General features: G+C 57.6%; 7 protein-coding genes, 2 pseudogenes and 1 CRISPR repeat array (1 of these 10 running past the window's edge). Of the genes and pseudogenes, 1 reads left to right on the forward strand and 8 read right to left on the reverse strand.

Annotated features, from left to right (window positions below):
* Positions 1-1,061: 1,061 nt before the first annotated feature.
* The 8 genes and pseudogenes from FDQ92_RS16350 to FDQ92_RS14115 form a co-directional block, all read right to left on the reverse strand.
* Positions 1,062-2,542, reverse strand: a pseudogene (locus tag FDQ92_RS16350) (sigma-54 interaction domain-containing protein).
* Between the two features lie 467 nt (positions 2,543-3,009).
* Positions 3,010-11,703: pseudogene (locus FDQ92_RS16355) on the reverse strand (glycoside hydrolase family 94 protein); the annotation flags it as partial.
* A 153-nt stretch (positions 11,704-11,856) separates the two neighbouring features.
* Positions 11,857-12,171 carry a BON domain-containing protein gene (locus FDQ92_RS14090; RefSeq protein WP_137425480.1) on the reverse strand — a complete coding sequence of 105 codons (315 nt, stop codon included), beginning with the start codon at positions 12,169-12,171 and terminating at the stop codon, positions 11,857-11,859.
* Positions 12,172-12,230: 59 nt separating this feature from the next.
* Complete coding sequence (locus FDQ92_RS14095) at positions 12,231-12,374, reverse strand: lmo0937 family membrane protein (RefSeq protein ID WP_137425481.1); 144 nt, start codon at positions 12,372-12,374, stop codon at positions 12,231-12,233.
* 49 nt (positions 12,375-12,423) lie between these two features.
* The gene (locus tag FDQ92_RS14100; protein WP_137425482.1) at positions 12,424-12,603 is read right to left on the reverse strand and encodes a CsbD family protein; all 180 of its coding nucleotides are present in this window, start codon (positions 12,601-12,603) and stop codon (positions 12,424-12,426) included.
* A gap of 85 nt (positions 12,604-12,688) precedes the next feature.
* Entirely contained in the window at positions 12,689-12,910 is a 222-nt protein-coding gene (locus FDQ92_RS14105; protein WP_137425483.1) for a lipopolysaccharide assembly protein LapA domain-containing protein, read from the reverse strand.
* On the reverse strand, positions 12,900-13,316 hold the full coding sequence (locus FDQ92_RS14110) for a hypothetical protein (RefSeq protein ID WP_137425484.1): 417 nt from the start codon (positions 13,314-13,316) through the stop codon (positions 12,900-12,902). The genes FDQ92_RS14105 and FDQ92_RS14110 overlap by 11 nt, the downstream gene beginning before the upstream one ends.
* A complete protein-coding gene (locus FDQ92_RS14115) occupies positions 13,313-13,669 on the reverse strand; it encodes an antibiotic biosynthesis monooxygenase family protein (RefSeq protein ID WP_137425485.1) in 357 nt (118 codons plus the stop codon). The genes FDQ92_RS14110 and FDQ92_RS14115 overlap by 4 nt, the downstream gene beginning before the upstream one ends.
* A 404-nt stretch (positions 13,670-14,073) precedes the next feature.
* Between FDQ92_RS14115 and FDQ92_RS14120 the strand changes: the two genes are divergently transcribed.
* On the forward strand, positions 14,074-14,343 hold the full coding sequence (locus tag FDQ92_RS14120; RefSeq protein WP_137425486.1) for a hypothetical protein: 270 nt from the start codon (positions 14,074-14,076) through the stop codon (positions 14,341-14,343).
* A 695-nt stretch (positions 14,344-15,038) separates the two neighbouring features.
* Positions 15,039-20,796: a CRISPR direct-repeat array (repeat unit 36 nt; unit sequence GTCTCAATCCCCTCAAATCGGGGCCGTCCTTCGGAC) (it continues 2,557 nt past the right edge of the window).

The following is a 20,796-nucleotide window of genomic DNA, read 5'->3' on the forward strand; positions in this document are numbered from 1 at the left end:
CGGGAATCACGCCCAGACGCAGGCCGCGGCCCATCCGCGGAGCGGATGGGGTTCACCGCCTGTTTCTAAGAGATGAAGGCCGAAGGGGCAAATAGGAAATGGCAGGGTTTATGGATGGTAAGCATCGGAATGTTCTATGGTTACGACGCCGTTGGGAACACAACTGTGCGGAAGCTCCAGCTTCGATTCCCACGAGGCCGTTCCCAAGCCAGAGCTTGAGAACGAGGGGGGGGGGGAATTCTATTTCCCCTCCCCTTGTGGGAGGGGATTAAGGGGAGGGGAATGTAACTGATTGACATGCGTTAATTTTCTCACCCTCACCCCAACCCTCTCCCATCAAGGGAGAGGGGGATTTTTTGACAATTCTATTTCCCCTCCCCTTGTGGGAGGGGATTAAGGGGAGGGGAATGTAACTGATTGACATGCGTTAATTTTCTCACCCTCACCCCAACCCTCTCCCATCAAGGGAGAGGGGGATTTTTTGACAATTCTATTTCCCCTCCCCTTGTGGGAGGGGATTAAGGGGAGGGGAATGTAACTGATTGACATACGTTAATTTTCTCACCCTCACCCCAACCCTCTCCCATCAAGGGAGAGGGGGATTTTTTGACAATTCTATTTCCCCTCCCCTTGTGGGAGGGGATTAAGGGGAGGGGAATGTAACTGATTGACATGCGTTAATTTTCTCACCCTCACCCCAACCCTCTCCCATCAAGGGAGAGGGCGATTTTTTGACAATTCTATTTCCCCTCCCCTTGTGGGAGGGGATTAAGGGGAGGGGAATGTAACTGATTGACATGCGTTAATTTTCTCACCCTCACCCCAACCCTCTCCCATCAAGGGAGAGGGCGATTTTTTGACCTTGTTCCCAAGCTGGAGCTAGGGAACGATAGGAAACGGAGTTGATGCGCTTTCTGCTTCAAGGCCATCTGGATCTACCTCTGAGGGTCCACCCTGGATGTCGTTCTAATGGACAACGGAGATATGAAAGTCGGCTTGGTGGGCGGTGATTCGATTTTGGCGTCGTGTGATGAGGGCTGAATCGGACTGGATTGAAAAAATCAGCGTTTGTCTATGTTGAGTTTGCGCATGCGGGCGCGCAAGGTACTGCGGTCCAAGCCCAGGATTTCAACCGCGCTGTTTTTGCCACTCACTTTCCAGCCCGTCTGTTCCAGCACTCGTTTGATATATTCGCGCTCGAAATTTTCGAGTGTTTGTTCAGATTTACGGGGATCCTCGTGCCTTGGTTTCAGATCATCCACCAGCCGCAGCTTGGGGCCCGAAGAGTTGATCACCGCCCGTTCGAGGACATTTTCCAGCTCGCGAATATTGCCCGGCCAATGGTATCGCAGCAGGGTGTCCATTACGTGCACCGGAATCGTCTGGATGGATTTGCCCAGTCTCTTGGTGATCTTGTCGACAAAGAAGTGAACCAGCAAAGGGATATCCTCCAAGCGATCACGCAGCGGCGGCATGGTGATCGGAAAAATATTCAACCGGTACCAGAGATCTTCCCTGAAAGCGCCCTTACGGACTTCCTCTTCCAGATTGCGATTGGTGGCGGCAATAATGCGGACATCCACCTTTCGCGTTTCTGAGCTGCCCAGGCGCTCAAATTCACCACTATCAATTACCTGGAGCAGCTTGGGCTGCAATCCCAATGGCAGTTCCCCTATCTCATCCAAAAAAAGAGTGGCCCCGTCCGCGATTTCAAAACGGCCCAAACGCCTGGAATGCGCCCCGGTGAAAGCCCCTTTTCATGACCGAAAAGTTCGCTTTCGATCAACTGCAAAGGCAAGGTCGCGCAATTCGTCTTCACCAGGGCGCGATCTTTGCGCAGGCTCGAGGCGTGAATGGCGCGCGCAGCAAGTTCCTTGCCGGTTCCGGTTTCGCCCAGGATCAAGATGTTGGTGTCAGTGGCGGCGATCTGTTCAATTTTGAAAAACACATAGTTGATGGCATCGCTTTGCCCGACCATGTTCTCAAAGTTGTATTCTTGTTTGATTTCCTCCTGGAGATAAGCTCTCTCGGCTTCAAGCTGATCTTTCAAGACCCTGATTTCAGAAAGGGCGGCCTCGGCTTTTTGCCGGCTGATCTCCAACGCCTGGTTTGCCTCTTTGAGTTCGGCCGTTCGTTGTTCGACAATATCTTCAAGATGTCTTTTGTAATATTCGCGCTCGGTCACATCTTCGACAGCCAGCAGAACCATTTTGGTTTGACTGCCGTCAATATATATCCGTCTGGCGTTCAAATGCATTATTTTCAGGCCGATATCCTGAAATGAATGCTCGACCTCGAAATCATGGAAACTGGTATTTTGAGGAAGGATATTTTCAAGCAATAACCGGAGCTTGGGGATGTCCCATTGCCGATTGCCGAGGTCATAAATCAGCACGCCCTCTGTTTCATCGGGCTTTACATTGAATGTACGATAAAAAGAAGGGTTTGCGGTGATGACTTTGAGGTCCGGGCCCAAAAGGATCAAGGGCTCGCGAATGGACCCCAGAATGCTCTTGTGGATTTTCAGAAAACTTTCTTCCATTTGATACCGCCCCTGTTTATTTGCATGGAATCAAACGGTTAGAAAGAAATATCAAAAAATCCGAATCGCATCAATAACCCCCATGACCCCGTGGGGTCACAACGAAGCATGAAAATATTGTGAATTGGGTGCAGATCTTTTACTTCTTGTTCCCAAGCTCCAGCTTGGGAACACAACGGTGCAGAAGCTCCAGCTTCGGTGAGGCCGTTCCCAAGCCAGAGCTTGGGAACGAGGGGAAAGACCACTTCGAGATCCTGGCGAGCACCCTAGAAAGACAGCGAGTTTCAGCTGTAGCAGGAGGGAAGCTGGAGCTTCCCGGGCAGGGCGTTCCCAAGCTTGAGCTTGGGAACGAGGGGAAACGGAGCTGATGCGCTTGCTGCTTCAAGGCCATCTGGATCTACCTCAGAAGGTCACCCTGGATGTCGTTCTAAAAGATCCGCACCCTTGCCGGATCTTTTCATATTTATCTACATGCCCACGGTCGTCCCATTTTTCAGATCGGTATCTGCGAGCCGGTCCGGATGCCCGGGTACCGGCGTCTCGACCTCCACCCGGTGTTCCCGGTGGTCGTCGACAAGCGGAATGCTCTGATCGGGCTGCTCGATGCCATCCACGGTTACCTGCATCCACCCCTTGCCGGCGGCCGGTTGCCGGACCCTGATGTGGTAAATGGTCTCCCGGTAACGGTAATGCACCTTGAATCCCTCCCAATCCGAGGGCAAGCGCGGTGCAATCCAGAGCTTGTCCCCTTGGCGCTTGAGGCCCAGAAGGGATTCCACGATGAGTCGATACATCCAGGCCGCCGAACCCGTGTACCAGGTCCACCCGCCGCGGCCGGTGTGCGGCGGCACCGCATAGACGTCCGCGGCGACGACGTAGGGTTCCACTTTGTAGGTGGCCGCTTCCTCGGCCGATCGGGCGTGGTTCACCGGATTGATCATGCGAAACAGCTCCCACGCGTGCCGGTTGTCCCCCAGGCGGGCGAAGGCCATTGCCGCCCAGATGGCCGCGTGGGTGTACTGCCCGCCGTTTTCCCGCACGCCGGGGGCATAGCCTTTGATATAGCCGGGGTCCAGGGCGGATTTGTCGAAAGGCGGGTCCAGGAGCTGTATCAGTCCATGCTCGCGGCGAACAAGACGCGCATCCACCGCTTCCATGGCCAACCGCGAACGCGCGTCACCGCCCGCCCCTGAAAGCACGGACCAGCTCTGGGCGATCGAATCGATTTGACATTCCGAGCTGCTCGACGATCCAAGCGGCGTGCCGTCGTCGAAATAGGCGCGCCGGTACCACGCGCCGTCCCAGCCATGTGCCTCGAGATCGCCACGCAGACGATCCGCTTCTCTGCGGCAGCGTTGGGCAAAGGCGTCGTCTCCCCGTTCCCGGGCGATCTCGCTGAAACGCGTGAGCACGTCGTAGAGGAAAAATCCCAACCACACGCTTTCTCCCTTGCCGCCCACGCCCACCAGGTTCATCCCGTCGTTCCAGTCGCCCGAGCCGATCAACGGCAGGCCGTGCTCGCCGAATTTGAGGCTTTTCATGATGGCGCGGACACAGTGTTGGTAAAGACTCTGGGTCTCTTCGGACTGCCCGGGCTGATCGTAATAGGATTCTTCATCGTCTTTTAACGGGTGCCCCTCGAGGAAGTGGACGGGCTCATCCAACACCCCGCTATCCCCCGTGGTCCGAACATAGCGGCAGGTCGCCAGCGGCAGCCAGAGGTAATCGTCCGAACAGCGCGTGCGCACTCCCCGTCCTGTCGGCGGGTGCCACCAGTGCTGCACGTCGCCCTCCGGGAATTGACGGGCCGCGCACACGAGCAGGTGCTCGCGCACCAGATGCGGCTTTGCGTGGATGAGGGCCATCACGTCCTGCAACTGATCGCGGAATCCGAAGGCGCCCCCCGACTGGTAGGTGGCGCTGCGCGCCCAAAGTCGGCACGCCAGCGTTTGGTACAACAGCCAGCCGTTGGCCATCACGTTCAAGGACGGATCGGGCGTTTCCACACTGACCGCCCCCAGGGTGTGGGCCCAGTACTTCCCTACCGCACCGAGAACGACACGCGCACTGGTGGATCCTCGGAAACGATTGACCAGGTTGCGCGCATCGTTGGCAGAGCGCCCGACGCCAAGCCGGAAGACAATCTCCCGTTCCTGCCCGCCGGCCAGATCGAGGCTCACCTGAATCGCACCGCAGGGATCCAGCGCGGCGCCCACCTTGCCGGAAAGATGGGTCCGTAACATGGCGGCCGGATTCCGCAGCGACCCGTTGCGCCCCAGGAATTCGGTCCGGTTGCCGGTTACGCTGCGCGTTGCATCGTCTACGTCGAAGAACGCAACGCGGTCCCGGAACTCGGTGTTGTACGGGTTGCGCGCAAACAGTGCGCCACTGTTCGGGTCGATTTCAGTGATGACATGCATGCTCGATTGCGGCCGCAGGTCGCCAAGGACCCATTCCACGTACCCGGTGGCGGAGATCCGCCGGGGTCGCCCCGAGGTGTTGCGCACCTTGAGCACCATGAACTTGATGGCTGCGTCCAGGGCGACGTAAACCCACAGCTCTGAATGGATGCCGCGCTCGGTGTGCTCGAAGACGCTGTAGCCGAAGCCGTGCCGGGTGACGTAGGGCGTGGCTCCACGGCAGGGCAGGGGCGTAGGCGACCAGAAGTGGCCGCGCTCTTCATCGCGCAGGTATAAAGCTTCTCCGCTCGAATCAACGACAGGGTCGTTGCCCCAGGGCGTCAGGCGGAATTCGTGGGCATTCTCGCTCCAGGTGTAGGCCTGGCCGCTCTCGGAGATAACGCTGCCGAAATGCGGGTTGGCCAGCACATTCACCCAAGGCGCCGGTGTCACCTGCCCGCGGGCGGTGGTCATGACGTATTCGCGACCATCCGGGGTAAATCCGCCTATCCCGTTGAAAAAATCCAAATCGGGGCGAGGCAATGCGTCCACGGTCAAGGGTTCGGCGCGGTGGATGCGGGTCGGGGCAAGCAACGGCGCCACGGATTCCAGGGGACCGAGTCGACCGATCTGGTCCGCCAGCGCCCCCCGCCTGTCGGTGATGATGACGCGCGCCACCGATTGGATCAATAGGCGATCCCCCTCCGCGATCTGGTCCGCGGGTCTTACGAAGATGCCTCCGGGGCGATCGATCACGTTGGCTTCGGTACTGGCGGCAATAATCTCCATGATCTGGTCATGGAGCAGTTGCCGGTAACCGGCGCGATCTTCGTTCCAGATCACCAAATCCACCACCAGCCCTTTGAGATGCCAGTAGGCGTGGGCTTGCACGAGTTGGCGTACCAGCTCGATATAGGCCGGATTTTCAATCCTCAGGAGCACAATCGGCAGGTCGCCGGAGATCCCGTAACCCCATAGCCCGGACTGGCCCCGCCGATTTTGTTTAAGGACGCTCGGATCGGCTCGCAGCGCGGCATTGGGGTAGATGATCGAACCGGCCAGGCGTCCGAAAAGTTGCGCATCGGCCTGTGAGGCGTTGAGCTGCCGCAGCAGAACCTGGCCATGGGTCCAGGCCAGATCGAAAACGCGGTCGGCGAGTCGTCGATCCTGGTATTTTTCCACCAGGCGTAGGGCGGCTTCACGGGTTCCAGCGATGCCGGAGACGATATTGATGGTCGCCGATGCTTCGGGATCCAGGACGATCCGGTAGCGGATGGCGACAATCGGATCGAGCACGGAGCCGTCGCTCCCCGAGAGGGCCCCCGGAGTAGAATTGCCACCGCCGCGCATCGCTTGCGGATCGGCGAGGGAGTTGCCCCGGCCGATGAACTGCATGCGATCGGTCTCATAGGAAACATCTTCGATCTGTGCGCCATGCACGGCCATCAGATGCAACATCCAGGGGGTCTGCTCGCCGTTGGAGCGAGGCCGGCGCGTGCACAGGATCGCGTGTTGCCGATTGAGGATCTCGGTCTGCACAAACAGATTGCTGAACGCCGGATGCAATGCATCGGCGGCCGGCGGCGCCAGGACCACTTCCGCATAACTGGTCACGTCGATGGACCGGCGCATCCGCGCGCGGTTGGTGATGCGCACGCGGCGCAGCTCGATGTCATCCTCGATGGAGACCGCGATCTCGGTATGGGTGTCGTACCCGTGGTCGCGGGAACGAAACTCGGCGCGTCCTTCCGAAAAGATCACCTCGGACGACTTGGATCGTTTGAGCGTCGGTTGACATGCGGTGGACCAGAACTTTCCGCTGGTCACGTCGCGCAGGTAGCAGAAGGTGCCCCAATTGTCGCAGGTGCGGTCTTCCCGCCAGCGCGTGACGGCCAGGTCCTTCCAGCGGCTGTAACCGCCGCCGGCATTGGTGATCATCACGTGGTAGCGGCCGTTGGAGAGCAACTGCACGGCCGGGGTCGGCAAGTCGGGGCTTGTGTAAACCCGAATCGGCGTTTCGGGGGCACCGGAAACCATATGGTGCTCGGAAATATCGGTGGTGTGCGCATAGAATGCGGACGCCTTGGGAATCCTTTCCTGGAGAAGCAGCAGGGTCGCTTGAAACGAAGGCACCGACTCGAACCGCCTCTGCATCGGTCGGTCCAGGAGCAAATGGGCCAATGCCAGCAGGCTCATGCCCTGGTGATGGGCCATGAAGGACCGGACAATGGCGTAGGATTGTCCGGGCGGCAGACGTGACGGGGTGTAATCGATGGCTTCGAAAAAGCCATAGCGGGTTTCAAAGCCTTCGGCAGAGAGTCGCTCAAGGTTCAGACATGCCCGCTCGGGCGCCACCATCAGCGCCAGGATCGAGGCATAGGGCGCAATCACCAAGTCCTCCGCCAGACCCCGTTTGAGTCCCAGGCGGGGTACGCCGAAGGCGCGGTACTGGTAGTTGAAATGCGCATCGATGGCGTTGTAGCCGCATTCCGAAACACCCCACGGCACACCACGCTTTTTCCCGTAGGCGATCTGGCTGTCCACCGCGGTTTTGCAGGTCTGATCGAGCAGGGTGTGTTCGTAGGTCGGCATCACCAGCAGCGGCATCAGGTATTCGAACATCGAACCGCTCCACGACAGCAAGATCGGGTCTCCTCCGGCGATGGTGAGCAAACGGGCCAAGGCGAACCAGCTTTCCTGCGGTAGCTTCCCCTGGGCAATCCCCACGAAACTGGCAAACCGTGCTTCCGAAGCCAGCAGATCGTAGTAACCGGCGTCGCACCGGTGTTCACCGACATTATAGCCGATGGTCAGCAGATGACGCTTCTCGTCAAACAGAAAATCGTAGTCCATCCGCGCGAGTGCGTCGCATTGCAGCGCAAGCCCTTCGATGGCCGCAATCCTTGTTCGGGCGCGTCGACCGGCTGCCGCGACGAGGCTCTGCAGTTCATTGCGCCAAACGGGCGCCTCCGGCGTTGCGAAAAAGTCCGGTCGCTGCGCTATGGCCGCCTGGATTTTTTGGTCCAGAAGCGCCAGTTCGCGCAGGGTTGGGATCGCTTCGAGATCCGGAAAGCTGCCGAGGCATTCGCGGAAAGGCAAAGGATCTGTCCACGGTGCAAGATGGGAAAAATCATCGAGGGCATCGCGACATTGCTCGGCGAAGGCACGGACCCACCATCTCAACGGGCTTTCAGGGTCCGCGTCGAACGCTTCGATGCCGGCACCCAACTCCGCGGCCGAGGCGGTCAACCGCTCCAGGACCAATCTCCACGCCATGAGGGTAGAAGGTGGGCAACTGGCCGCGGACGCCAGGGCCTGCTGAAGCCCGGCGAGCCGAGCCGGCGTATCTGCATTGGCATTGGGATTGGCGGCCGCAAGATCGGCAACAATGCCGACGGTGTCGCCAAGGCCGTCGAACAAGCGCATCGATAGAATTTTGTCATCGGCAAGGGCCAGCAGCCCCGGCTGAAGTGTCAGCAAATGACCCGCCAGGTTCCCGCTGTCCACCGACGAGATATAGAGGGGCGGCAGCGGTTGCAGGGATTGGGTGTCATACCAGTTGTAGAAGTGGCCCAGGTGGCGTTCCAGGGTCAGCATGGTGTGGAGGGCCTTCGTGGTTCGATCGAGAAGCTTTCAGGCCGAAAGGTAGCCGAAGTCGTAGGCGGACAAATTGGCCAGCAGCGCGAGGCCCATGTTGGTCGGCGATGTGCGGTGGGCGACCACGGGATCGGGATGCGCCTGATAGTTATCCGGCGGCAGCCAGTGATCTTGCGGACCGATGAAGGTCTCGAAAAAGGCCCAGGTTTTGCGCGCAAGCCGGCGCAGAAAGAGGGTCTGATCCGTCGTCAGCCGTTCCCGGCGGCGAGCGGGCGGTTGGCTGATCCACCAGGCGATGGCAGGCGAAGCCATCCAGAGGCACAGGACAGGTCCTGCGACGGCGAGGGCGGCCGGCCTTGATATGATCAGATAAATCGTCGTAGCGGCTGCCAGAACCGGGGCAAACCACATGGTTCGCCAGGAATCGGCCAAGTGCGTGCCGTTTTGGCGGTCCGCGTCACCCGACAGATCCCACTGGAGCAGTTGCCGGTGTGAAATCAGCATCCGCCAACCGGCGCGCGCCACGGCATCCAGGCTGAAAAACCCTTCATAGGGAAGACATACGAGGGTGAATACAGCTTGAACGACGTTGCGCAGGGCCGTGCGCGCCTCGGCGGCAAGGTGCTGCCCCAGCGTCACATCGTCGGACTTCTGCAGTGTCTTCAGGGTCGATGCGCATAAGGCGGGAATCAGGATGATGCCGATCACCGCCCAGGTCCAGAACCACGGCCACGGGAAAACGATCCACCCCGTCAGCAGCATGACTGTCAACGCCGCGGCCACCAGACTGCGGCGCAGGTTGTCGAAGATCTTCCATCTGGACAGCATCGAGAGCGATTTTTTGGGCCGTCGCCTGTTGGGAACAGGGATATCCGGCAACAGCCAGCGGGCAATCTGCCAGTCGCCGCGAATCCAACGATGCCGGCGGTTCACATCGGCACTGTAGCTGGATGGATACTCCTCGTACAACTCGACATCGCTGAGCAGCCCGGCCCGGGCATAACAACCTTCCAGAAGATCATGGCTGAGGATGCGATTGGGCGGGAAACGCCCCGCCATGGCCCGTTCGAAAGCATCCACCTCATAGATGCCCTTGCCGATGAACGAGCCCTCACCGAACAGGTCTTGGTACACATCGGAAACGGCGCGGGTATAGGGATCGATGCCGGAATCACTGGCGCACAGGTGCGCATACCGTGACCGGTTCTTGCCGGAAAGGCTCACCGCCACCCGCGGCTGGAGAATGCCGTATCCCGCCACGACGCGTTGTTTCTCCGGGTCGTAACGCGCACGATTGAGCGGGTGGGCCATGACCCCCACAAACTGCCATGCTGAATCGCGCGCCAGTTGGGTATCGGTGTCCAGGGTGATCACGTACTTGACGTTCGCCAAGACCCTGGTGTCACCCACCACGAGGGCGAAGCGATCCATCGGGGCGCCCTGGGCCCCGCCGCGCAGAAGCGCATTTAAATCCGTGAGTTTGCCGCGCTTGCGCTCGTAGCCCATCCAGATCCGGTCGTGCGGATTCCATCGACGCGGGCGATGAAACAGGAAGAAGCGATCACCTTCCGGACACGGGTACCGGCTGTTCAACGCTTCGATTTTCTGACGGGTCAGCCGCAACAGCAATTCGTCTTCCGGCAGCGTTTCTTCCACGGCGTCGCGAAAATCGGTGAGCAGGCCGAAGTGGAGGTGGTCATCCCGATTGGCCAGGAAGCGGACTTCCAGGCCCTCGATCAGTTCCTCGATGTTTTTCGTGCCGGTGAGCATCGCCGGGACCACCACCAGCGTGCGCAGTTCCGAGGGAATTCCATGGGAAAAGTCCATGCGCGGCAGCGGAAGCGGCGTCGCCAGGGCCGTCGCCAGCCAGTTTACCAGGGCCACCGCCAGATGACTGGTGCACACAAGCCAGAGCAATCCAAACAACCCGAGCGCCCAAACCGGCAATCCGGCGCTATGGGCCCTGGCCGCGAGGCAGCCGGAGAAAATTGCCGTCAGCAACAGGATGGCGCCGCCATAAAGCGGCAAAGAAAAGCGGCCGCCGATTTTGCGCAGCATTTCGGCGAACGACAAGCGCACCCGCGCCATGCCTTCGAGCCGGGTCAATCCTTCGTCGATCAGATAGAACCCGACATGCGCTTCACGGTCTGAGCCGCCTTTGGCGGCCGCGCTCTCTTGCGCCAGATGGATCGCCCGGCGTGCCACCTCGCTCTCGGCGTGCGGACTGCGCTTGGCAATCTTCTCTACGACGTGACGGTAGCGATCACGGGTGGCAAAATCCATCTTGCCGTATACGTCTCCGGGATCCTCACGCAGGGTCTGCTCGACGATGCTCATGGTTTCGACGAACTCACGCCACGCCATCGCCCCCAGGAAACGCAAGCTGCCGATACTGTTGCTCATGGAAACCTGATCCGCCGCTTGTTGTTGGGTTTCCCTGTGCACCAGTTGTTCGATGGTCTGGCCGGACTCGGACAGACGCTGTTCAATCCAGGTGAGGGGCAAGGATAGAGCAGAGCCTTGGCTCTGCAGCAAGCGCGTCAGCTCGGCGACAAACGCGCTCACCATCGGGGGCTTGGCACGGGCCATGTCGGCGACCGCCAGAATCAGGCTCTTGGGGTCCCGGCCGGCTATCTCCGTCATCAGCTCGGCCCAGTGATTGGCCCGGTTGCGCTCGATCCTGCCCGCGGCGATCCGGGCGGCCACCCGGCGCAGATTCTCGATCAGGGCCAGACGCAGCATGATGGGGATGGCCCACAATTCACCGATCTTGAGGATGGTCACCGACTGGTAGGCGGCCACGAAACTGCTCAGATTTTCCGGATCCACCCGCCCATCGCCGTGGGCGATAATCTCCAGGGCGATATCGTAGATGCGGGGAAGCCCGGCCGATGGCGCGTTCAAGAGACGCGGCAGTTCCCGGCTGTACCCCTTGGGCAAGTGTCGTCTGGCCGTTCGGATCTGCTCCTCGATCAGATAGAAATTATCGAGCAACCATTCGCCGGCCGGGTCGATCCGCTGCTTGGCCTTGATGGCCTCCGTTAATAGGTTGCAGGTCGCCATCAAAACGCCTTCGTTTTCCGTAAGCCGCGGCAACAGCCGGTCCGAAGCGTGCCTCGTACTCAGTTTATGGGAGTTCGCCAGCGCCTCCCCGTGCAGCTTCAGCGGAAGCTGACGGTCCTGTTGGAATCATCGGATCGGGTCCGACAATGGACCCGATCCGACGTTCCGCAAGTGGATCGAGGATCACCAGCCCTTGACAATGAGGTTGTTTTGGACCGATTTGACCTCTTTGACGCTTTGGTAACCCTCCTTTCGCTATTTCACGATCAGATCATTCTTGACGGATTTAACCCCCTCGACGCTGCGCGCGATTTGTCCCGCCTTGGCAGCGGCATCCTGCGTATCGACAAAGCCGCTCAATTGAACGACTCCCTTGTAAGTCTCGACGCTGATCTGGAAGGACTCGAGGAAATCGTCCTCAGCCAGCAACGCCTTGACTTTGGTCGTGATGACCGAATCGTCAATATATTCTCCGGTACTGGACTTTTCTGATGTCGGTGAGCAGCTCAAAAAGGTGAAAAAAACGATGCAAGCGACCAAACTGCCAATAATCGTGCGTTTCGTGTTCATGATCGGCTCTCCTTTCTTAGATATTTCATTTTGGCCGACATGGCATCGGCGGATCACAATCATCGGCGCCCTTGAATCACCTGGATCAGGATCACAATGAGGGCAATCACCAGCAGGGCATGAATGATGCCCCCCAGGGTGTAGCCGGTCAATAATCCCAACGCCCAGAGAACCAACAGAATTACAAATATAGTCCAAAGCATGGCAGACTCCTTTCTGATCCCGTCAAATCCCATTGACAGGTGTCAATGGTTACTTCCCAACGACCTTCTTGATATCTCCGGCTTTCTCTTGAACCTTGCCGGCTGCGTTTTCACCTTTTCCTTCGATTTCCAGTTCAGGGTTGTCGGCGATTTTGCCGGCGACCTCCTTGATCTTACCCTTGACCCGGTGAAGCTTGCCTTCCACGTGGTCTCTTATGCTCCATTTCATGGATTCCTCCTTCTAGTGGATGATGATGTGACCGTTTATCATGACCGTTGCCACGCCCAACACTTCCCGCGCTCTGGGTTGCCTGTCAGCCATCAGAGAATTCGGCGTTGCTTTTCCTTCTGCCGAAGCCGCCGTGGAGCAGCCAGCCCAGGATGACGCCCACCGATAGAACCAGGAGCATCAACAAGGCACCGGACATCGACAGCGTCCAGAATAAAAACCGCAGATTCATGACAGCTACATTCTGCACGATGAACAAAAGCACCAATCCGGCCAGGCTCACTCCGATAATTTTTTTAGGCTTCATGAAAATCCTCCCGGTTCCGATCTTGTAGATCCATATTCAAAGCTATGCTTTCTGTTAATGAAAAGGTATCCGGCTCCGCCGTAAAAAGCGGTCCGCCCCCCACGATCTTCAATTCCATCGCCTTGCAGCACGCGATGATCTGGGCAACCGATTTGCGCTGAATGGCCATTGCGCCCAAAAAGCAATGATCTACCCAGGCCAGATCCTCAAAACCAAGCGGAGGGAAGGCAGATTTCTTCTTGATGGGGTGCACCTCTTTTGCTTCTTGTTCCCAAGCTCCAGCTTGGGAACACAAGTGTGCAGAAGCTCCAGCTTCGGTGAGGCCGTTCCCAAGCTGGAGCTTGGGAACGAGGGGAAATGACCAGAAGGTTTCGGGAAATTTTGCGTATATTAACAACATGTTCATTGTCTATCCCCCTTTCTGAAATTATCGTCTTTTGTAGCACGTACAGCGAGCACAGCTTCCATCCCTTCGGTTTTTCGGACAGTGTGAATTTGGATGCTGTGTGCCTGGCGCAATAGACTTTTTGTTCCCAGCAAAACACCGAAGACGTCAGACTTTAGATAAGTGTCCAGCTTCTCGCGGCTCTCCCATTCCTCGAGCACGCAAAGCAGATTTTTGTCCCTTATCTCGCATAAAAGCGCATAGCTGAGGCAACCCGCCTGTCTTTCCATGGAGGCCATCAACGAGAGAATTGTTTGCACCACCTCTTTTTGCTTTTCGGGTAACGTCTCCATGGTGATTCGAATGATGATCATGGCAACCGCCTTCCGGTAAAGCCGATCTTGAGTTTTATGGTGAAATTACAACCATCGCCAATTTTCTTTTTTAGGCCCCAAAACATGATGCCAGCCTCCATGATAGCCGTGTTCTTTGTATGCCGTTTACCGACTCTATGGTCTATCTACTCAAAATCCATGCCTGAAATCGCATGTAATCTTATTTAGCTGTTTTAATTAGGAGATTTGGCTGAACAGGCGTGAGTGGAAAGTGCGGAAAGGGTCATTGGAAGTGATCATATATGACCATTAACCATATATGACCAAATGGCCCTGTCTGACGACCTGACCGGTTTGGGGATCAAAATTATAGGGGTGCAGTTACTGTTATCTCCCAAGGTGACTTCCACCTTTCGGTTAAACCCGGCGATCACGCTTTCCTCTTGGAAAAGGCCGACGAGGCCATCGCCGATAGCCGGGCTGTGGAGTTCTGGGACGCAGCGGAAGACAACCCCGAAACCCTCCATTACTTCCGATTCGTGAACGATCTTCCCCTCAACAAGTCCCATCCCAACCTTCGAATGAACCTCCTCGAATGCTCGCAGGTGACCCGCAAGGAGCTTCTGCGGTTTTCCTGGGTCACCGATATCCTCATCCGCCGGGTAAACGCCGTCACCTTGATGCGGATCGGCCGGTCGCGCCGGCTCCTATAGAAGCAACCGCGCTCTTGTGGGAGCGGCGCCCCATGTGGGAGCGGCGCCCTCGCCGCGATGAACCGACGTAACTGCGTCGCCGTGAGGCGGGGTGGGGAGCAACGGGAGGCGAACGACCCGTCCGTAGGATAACGAACTCGATTCGGCCGGGCGTAATCGGCGAGCCTGCAAGGCAGCTCAGAGCCCCCCCTTTTCATGAGCTTGTTTTTGGACAAACTCTTGGTAGCGTAGAAAATAATAGACCTAATATTTGATGCAAAATTCCATTTCCCCTCCCCTTGTGGGAGGGGATTAAGGGGAGGGGAGAGAGGGGGATTTTTTGACCTTCGTTAACCTTTTTGGTTAAGGTCACCACTTTAGAACGCTGCCAAATTCTTAGACGTGTCCTTGGGGGCCTTGCCGTCGACCTCGAGGCCGGCATAGCCGTCTCCGATGAGGGTGTTCGTTTTCGCCGCGCCGAATCGCGCCCGCCCAGCAATTCCCGAAGCCTCTGCAAATGCTTGAGAAAGCGAGCCTTGAAGGGTTTCGTTTTCGCAAACTCGACGACCCTATTTTCATGCGCGCTCTTCACCCAAAGGCGATCTGCTCCGGGAATTGGTGTCGCCCGCCAGACATTTACGATGACCGGCTTGCCGGATCCAGCCTCGTTCAACGGCTCGAAGACGAGCGCGTATTCACCCGCCGCGCCGGACAGGGCCACAATCCCCTCAAATCGGGGCCGTCCTTCGGACGAAACTGCCATCAGCAAGCTCCAGCAGGGGATCCCTGTCTCAATCCCCTCAAATCGGGGCCGTTCTTCGGACTTCACAGCGGAGTTGGAGGCGGTGCGGGCAAAGCATCGTCTCAATCCCCTCAAATCGGGGCCGTCCTTCGGACCGACCATATCGACGGTGACGGCTTGAACAATCAGGTCTCAATCCCCCTCAAATCGGGGCCGTCCTTCGGACGCTCTGTCCGTCAACATCAATTGGAGGTGCCCATGCAGTCTCAATCCCCTCAAATCGGGGCCGTCCTTCGGACCGAATCGAATCAAGTACCGCGGAGGGTTCGATCGAATGTCTCAATCCCCTCAAATCGGGGCCGTCCTTCGGACCCTCAGGGACCTGTGGCAACAAATTCCAGCGACGGTGTCGCGTCTCAATCCCCTCAAATCGGGGCCGTCCTTCGGACGACTCAGCAACCCTGCTCGGGCTTTTGCTCGAGGTCTCAATCCCCTCAAATCGGGGCCGTCCTTCGGACGCCAGGAGCATTCCAGCACGCACTTGGGACAGGCATTAGTCTCAATCCCCTCAAATCGGGGCCGTCCTTCGGACAATTCTTAACACCCGATATATCCAATGGGAACTTCAAGTCTCAATCCCCTCAAATCGGGGCCGTCCTTCGGACACAGCCTCACTGATGACCAGAGGAAGATAGTTGAGAGTCTCAATCCCCTCAAATCGGGGCCGTCCTTCGGACACAGCCTCACTGATGACCAGAGGAAGATAGTTGAGAGTCTCAATCCCCTCAAATCGGGGCCGTCCTTCGGACAAGCTGAAGTTCGAGAATCAGCGCCTGCGGCTGGAGAGTCTCAATCCCCTCAAATCGGGGCCGTCCTTCGGACCCAAGTGTGGGATGTGTTGCTGCTCGGATGCCTACATGTCTCAATCCCCTCAAATCGGGGCCGTCCTTCGGACCTTGAGACTTTTCTTATCCCGGCATCCTCTGTCAATGAATTGTCTCAATCCCCTCAAATCGGGGCCGTCCTTCGGACCATGCTGGAGATAATCGAGACTCCAGCGCCGCCTAAGGGTCTCAATCCCCTCAAATCGGGGCCGTCCTTCGGACCCTAAGAGGGCGGCACCTAAGAAGGCGCCGCCTAAGAGGTCTCAATCCCCTCAAATCGGGGCCGTCCTTCGGACATATTTCTCCCCTGGAGGAATGATAAAATTTAATAGGTCTCAATCCCCTCAAATCGGGGCCGTCCTTCGGACCCTGCTTGACATCGAAGATTGGCTCCGGGAAGAAGAGTCTCAATCCCCTCAAATCGGGGCCGTCCTTCGGACGAATTTCTAATCGCTTTGGAGCATAGCTTGCTTCAAGTCTCAATCCCCTCAAATCGGGGCCGTCCTTCGGACAGGAGCAAGACTTACATCCGTAATCTGGAACGTAGGATGTCTCAATCCCCTCAAATCGGGGCCGTCCTTCGGACGATCAGCTACGGAAAGAGTATGCTCTGGCCATAGAGTCTCAATCCCCTCAAATCGGGGCCGTCCTTCGGACCCGAACCGGAAGGGCGGGGCTTACCACCCCGCGACAGTCTCAATCCCCTCAAATCGGGGCCGTCCTTCGGACAGGAGGCGCCTAAGAGGGCGCCTAAGAGGTCTCAATCCCCTCAAATCGGGGCCGTCCTTCGGACACAGGGCGCCTTTGGGCACATTGCTTTCCGGGGAAGGGTCTCAATCCCCTCAAATCGGGGCCGTCCTTCGGACCATAGACTAACCTGCTATATCAAGGTCCCCGGCAGGGTCTCAATCCCCTCAAATCGGGGCCGTCCTTCGGACAAAACGCAGAGGTTCACCGCTTACTACGAAAGGACAAGTCTCAATCCCCTCAAATCGGGGCCGTCCTTCGGACGGAGAGCATCATGAACAAAATAGCAAGGCTCTTTCAAGTCTCAATCCCCTCAAATCGGGGCCGTCCTTCGGACCGATCACGGGGACGAGGTCCGCTACTACGGCACCACGGTCTCAATCCCCTCAAATCGGGGCCGTCCTTCGGACCCGCGGCGATACAGAGCAGAGTAATAAGAAGAAACAGTCTCAATCCCCTCAAATCGGGGCCGTCCTTCGGACATATGGATAAGAGAATCAAGGAAATCGTGGCATTTCTGTCTCAATCCCCTCAAATCGGGGCCGTCCTTCGGACACAGGCAATTACGGCGACGGTTATCACGTGGTAGCTGTCTCAATCCCCTCAAATCGGGGCCGTCCTTCGGACTTACTGCGGATAGATGTTATACGGACCCCGATACGGTCTCAATCCCCTCAAATCGGGGCCGTCCTTCGGACGGTCTCACGTTGGCGGGAGGTTGACGTACGGAACCTGTCTCAATCCCCTCAAATCGGGGCCGTCCTTCGGACTGAGGACGATCCCATGGGTTTGACCAGAGTAGTCAAGTCTCAATCCCCTCAAATCGGGGCCGTCCTTCGGACAGGATGACCGCAAGGCCATTCTGCAAGACGAGATAACGTCTCAATCCCCTCAAATCGGGGCCGTCCTTCGGACATTGCACTGGAGGAGATTCCCACTCCGCCCCCGTTTTTGGTCTCAATCCCCTCAAATCGGGGCCGTCCTTCGGACCTATGGCTGTAGCAATTCAGACGAGAATCCCTGTTTTGTCTCAATCCCCTCAAATCGGGGCCGTCCTTCGGACCCCCCCGGAGTTTATCGCTGATGCTTGGGAGGCGGTGTCCCGTCTCAATCCCCTCAAATCGGGGCCGTCCTTCGGACGGGAGTTATGCTTAGATTCAAATTTGGATTGGCATATGTCTCAATCCCCTCAAATCGGGGCCGTCCTTCGGACATATTTCCCGATTTCTTCGCATATCTGGAAGACTCACGTCTCAATCCCCTCAAATCGGGGCCGTCCTTCGGACATATTTCCCGATTTCTTCGCATATCTGGAAGACTCACGTCTCAATCCCCTCAAATCGGGGCCGTCCTTCGGACTCGTCCTGGCTAGAATGCGGCGGCGGACGAGCCTACCGTCTCAATCCCCTCAAATCGGGGCCGTCCTTCGGACAAATCCCGGCCGGCGCAACCTTGGGAATTCTATCCGGTCTCAATCCCCTCAAATCGGGGCCGTCCTTCGGACAGGAGAGACATGGCAAAGGCAAAGAAGACTTCGGGTTCTGGGTCTCAATCCCCTCAAATCGGGGCCGTCCTTCGGACACGAAGAGAGAGACGGTGGAGATTCCCCGTCCCGACGGAGTCTCAATCCCCTCAAATCGGGGCCGTCCTTCGGACTCAGGAAAAACCCAACGGGCGGAGTACCTGACTCGTTGGTCTCAATCCCCTCAAATCGGGGCCGTCCTTCGGACAAGAGCATTGCTCAGTTGCTTGGAACACCCTGGCCTAGTCTCAATCCCCTCAAATCGGGGCCGTCCTTCGGACGAAGGCCCCGATTCCCTCGGGGCCTATCGAGGCTCCCTTTGAGAGTCTCAATCCCCTCAAATCGGGGCCGTCCTTCGGACTAACCAGGAGAGAGCGATGCGGTTTGAAAAAATCTCTGTCTCAATCCCCTCAAATCGGGGCCGTCCTTCGGACCTTCTCGATGACGATTTACTGGACGAACTTTGATTTTTTTGTCTCAATCCCCTCAAATCGGGGCCGTCCTTCGGACTCAATGGCAATATGCTGGAGATTTTAGAATCTCCAGCAAAGTCTCAATCCCCTCAAATCGGGGCCGTCCTTCGGACTTGAGAAGATGAGATAAGGCGACCCATTGTGGCCTAAACAGTCTCAATCCCCTCAAATCGGGGCCGTCCTTCGGACCCGTGGTGTCCGATTTCATATGGACCCTCCGAGCTTATTGTCTCAATCCCCTCAAATCGGGGCCGTCCTTCGGACCGCCCAAAAAGGCGCCGCCTAAGAGGGCGCCTTCGAGTCTCAATCCCCTCAAATCGGGGCCGTCCTTCGGACTGGAGGATATGATACGGAAAGGTGGCCTTACCGCCTTAGTCTCAATCCCCTCAAATCGGGGCCGTCCTTCGGACTCTATCCGGGGCCCACAAGGGCCTCCGGATCAGACTCGTCTCAATCCCCTCAAATCGGGGCCGTCCTTCGGACTCACGTTGGGGACGTCTCTCGACCTGGGACCGTATCCCAGTCTCAATCCCCTCAAATCGGGGCCGTCCTTCGGACTCACGTTGGGGACGTCTCTCGACCTGGGACCGTATCCCAGTCTCAATCCCCTCAAATCGGGGCCGTCCTTCGGACTCTTAACTGCGTTGAATGATCTGAAGGGTTCCATCGAGTCTCAATCCCCTCAAATCGGGGCCGTCCTTCGGACACTAACCAGGAGGAGAACATGAAGTTGGAGAAAATATGTCTCAATCCCCTCAAATCGGGGCCGTCCTTCGGACACTCCGGATCCGGCTCACGGAACCCATGCGGGCCCCGATGTCTCAATCCCCTCAAATCGGGGCCGTCCTTCGGACCTCCGGATCAGGCTCACCGAGCCCTTAAAGGCCCCGATACCGTCTCAATCCCCTCAAATCGGGGCCGTCCTTCGGACGAGGGATACTAACTCCTCCTTCATTGATTTCATCGGTCTCAATCCCCTCAAATCGGGGCCGTCCTTCGGACCAAACTAGACTTATCGCTCATTCGGGAGGAGAAGAGAGTCTCAATCCCCTCAAATCGGGGCCGTCCTTCGGACCGCGAGGGGGAGATGGACCCCACCTCCCTTCGCCGCACCGTCTCAATCCCCTCAAATCGGGGCCGTCCTTCGGACAACACTAATCTCCACCGCACCGTCAACGCCGCTCCAGTCTCAATCCCCTCAAATCGGGGCCGTCCTTCGGACATTACATCGGCTTTTCGGCCTGACCGCCGAAAACGGTCTCAATCCCCTCAAATCGGGGCCGTCCTTCGGACCAGCCGGCTGCACCCTAGGAATCGAATCGGGGGCCCAGTCTCAATCCCCTCAAATCGGGGCCGTCCTTCGGACCAAAAAGTGATTTTTTCAATCTCTAATGTCGAAATCACGTCTCAATCCCCTCAAATCGGGGCCGTCCTTCGGACTTGATCGAGATCGAATAGAGGAAAGAACCCAGCCCTCGTCTCAATCCCCTCAAATCGGGGCCGTCCTTCGGACGAGGCGATGGCCCGAAGATAGTTCCTCTCCCGATAAGCGGACCGCGTCTCAATCCCCTCAAATCGGGGCCGTCCTTCGGACTGAAAAAACCGCAAGACTTTTCCGAACCACGGACGGCTGTCTCAATCCCCTCAAATCGGGGCCGTCCTTCGGACCCAAGGTGGAACGAAAATCCGCAAACTGGCGGTCCCAGTCTCAATCCCCTCAAATCGGGGCCGTCCTTCGGACGGGGCTGGATGGGGTACTTCGTCAGTGTCTTTATCAGGTCTCAATCCCCTCAAATCGGGGCCGTCCTTCGGACTAAGCCCAAAGGAGTTGCCCGTGGGGCATAGGGCTCGTCTCAATCCCCTCAAATCGGGGCCGTCCTTCGGACAACAATAAGGAGGAGTGCGACTTTTTCGCGGACGATGTGTCTCAATCCCCTCAAATCGGGGCCGTCCTTCGGACAATATCGCCAACGGCATCGATAGTGGTACCGAGCACGTCTCAATCCCCTCAAATCGGGGCCGTCCTTCGGACCAGACAAACAAATCTTTAGACTGGTCTCCGTGAGTGGTCTCAATCCCCTCAAATCGGGGCCGTCCTTCGGACCG

The organism is Desulfoglaeba alkanexedens ALDC (genome assembly GCF_005377625.1).
GTDB classification, from domain to species: Bacteria; Desulfobacterota; Syntrophobacteria; order Syntrophobacterales; family DSM-9756; genus Desulfoglaeba; species Desulfoglaeba alkanexedens.